Source organism: Caulobacter sp. P1_B12_2, from assembly GCF_056406675.1.
Genome location: NZ_JBFTZS010000704.1, coordinates 1 through 1498 on the forward strand (window position 1 = coordinate 1; position 1498 = coordinate 1498).

Annotated in this window: 1 protein-coding gene; it reads right to left on the bottom strand. The window is 69.5% G+C overall.

All coding sequences use genetic code 11. The features are described from left to right. Window positions 1–1299, bottom strand: a 1299-nt coding sequence (locus tag AC1DZ6_RS25065; RefSeq protein WP_477099800.1) for an MFS transporter, incomplete at its 3' end; no start/stop codon positions are given. Between the last annotated feature and the right edge of the window lie 199 nt (window positions 1300–1498).

Here is a 1498-nt window from a genome sequence, read left to right on the forward strand (position 1 = left end):
CGTGCAGGTGCCCGACAGGGCGTAGAGCCCGAAGAAGGCCGCGGTCTTGTCCGGCGGGCACAGGCGGATCAGCAGGGTGCGGCTGGACGCGTACTGGGCGGTGACGAACACCGCGATCAGCAGGCCCAGGCCCAGATAGATCAGCTCGGGCGCGGTGCGGAACAGCGGTCCGTTCCAGATCGGCGCATGGGCGGCCGGATCATAGGACCAGAAATACAGGATCTTCTCGCGCCCCATGCCCAGGCTGCACAGCAGCACCAGCAGCGAGCCGGCGATCTCCAGCTGCACCGCCTTGCGCGGCCCCAGGACGCGGTCGAACCACGGCGCGACCAGGCCGCCGACCACGCCGAAGATGCTCAGCGAGATGCCGTAGGCCAACATTTCCAGCGCGCCCCACTTCATCAGGCCCGCCGCCAGCAACCCGCCGAACACCAGCAGCGCCGTCATGCCGTCGTTGTAGAGCAGGCGTCCGCCCAGATAGAGGGCGATGTCGCGATGGCCGCTCAGATTGCCGAAGATCTCACGCAGCATGGCGACCCCCGACTTCAGGCTCTCCATCCAGCTCCGACCGGTGCGGACGGCGTCGGGGGTCCAAAGGAAGAACGGGATGGCGCCCAGCAGCATCACCGCCGCCGCCATCGGGCCCGAGATCCGGCTGGGCTCGTTCTTGGCCTGGTCCAGGCCGAACAGCGGGGCGTGCGGCACGCCGGGCCAATCGACCTGGCCGGGCAGCACCATGCCCCACAGCATGAAGATCAGCAGGGCCACCGACAGGCCGTTGGCCAGGGCGTAGCCCAGACCGGAGATCAGGGCGGCTCGCCCCGGAACGGCGCCGGCGGCGCGGCCCAGCAGCGAATTGCTCAGCACGTCGCCCCAGTTATAGGCCACCCCCAGCGCCACCAGCAGGGTGCTGGTCACCATCAGCGGCAGGCCGCCCGCGGGCATGGCCCACCACAGGGCCAGCAGCGCCGGGACCATCACCGCCAGGGTGACGCCCAGCATCGGCTTGCGGGGGCCGTACTGCTCGATCATCGCCCCCAGGAACGGCGCGGTCAGGGCGGTCAGCAGGCCGTAGGCCGTCGAGATGTTGGCCACCACCGCCTGACCCTGGACCGGATCGCCGACCAGCACCCGCGAGAAGTAGGGCGAGAAGATGTAGATGGTGATCAGGATCACATAGGGGTCGCGCGCGCCCTGCTGCAGGATCCAGGCGAGCGCACCGCGCGACAGGCCGGACTTCAGCGGGGCGACGGGCTCGCCCGCTGCTGGGACCGCCGCGGCGGCCGAGAACTCACTCATGCGGTTCCACCCTATGGAGCCGCCCTCTGACGTGGCGGCTTTGATGGAGCGTGGCGTTGAAACGAGCGTTTGTCACGCCCTCTTCACCACCCTTCCCACCGTCATCCCGGGCCTTGTGCCCGGGATCCCTGGTTCAGCCGACGGTGAAGCGCCTTGGCGCGCTGGCGCGCCACACCCCTTCCCTTGCGGCGGACAGAGG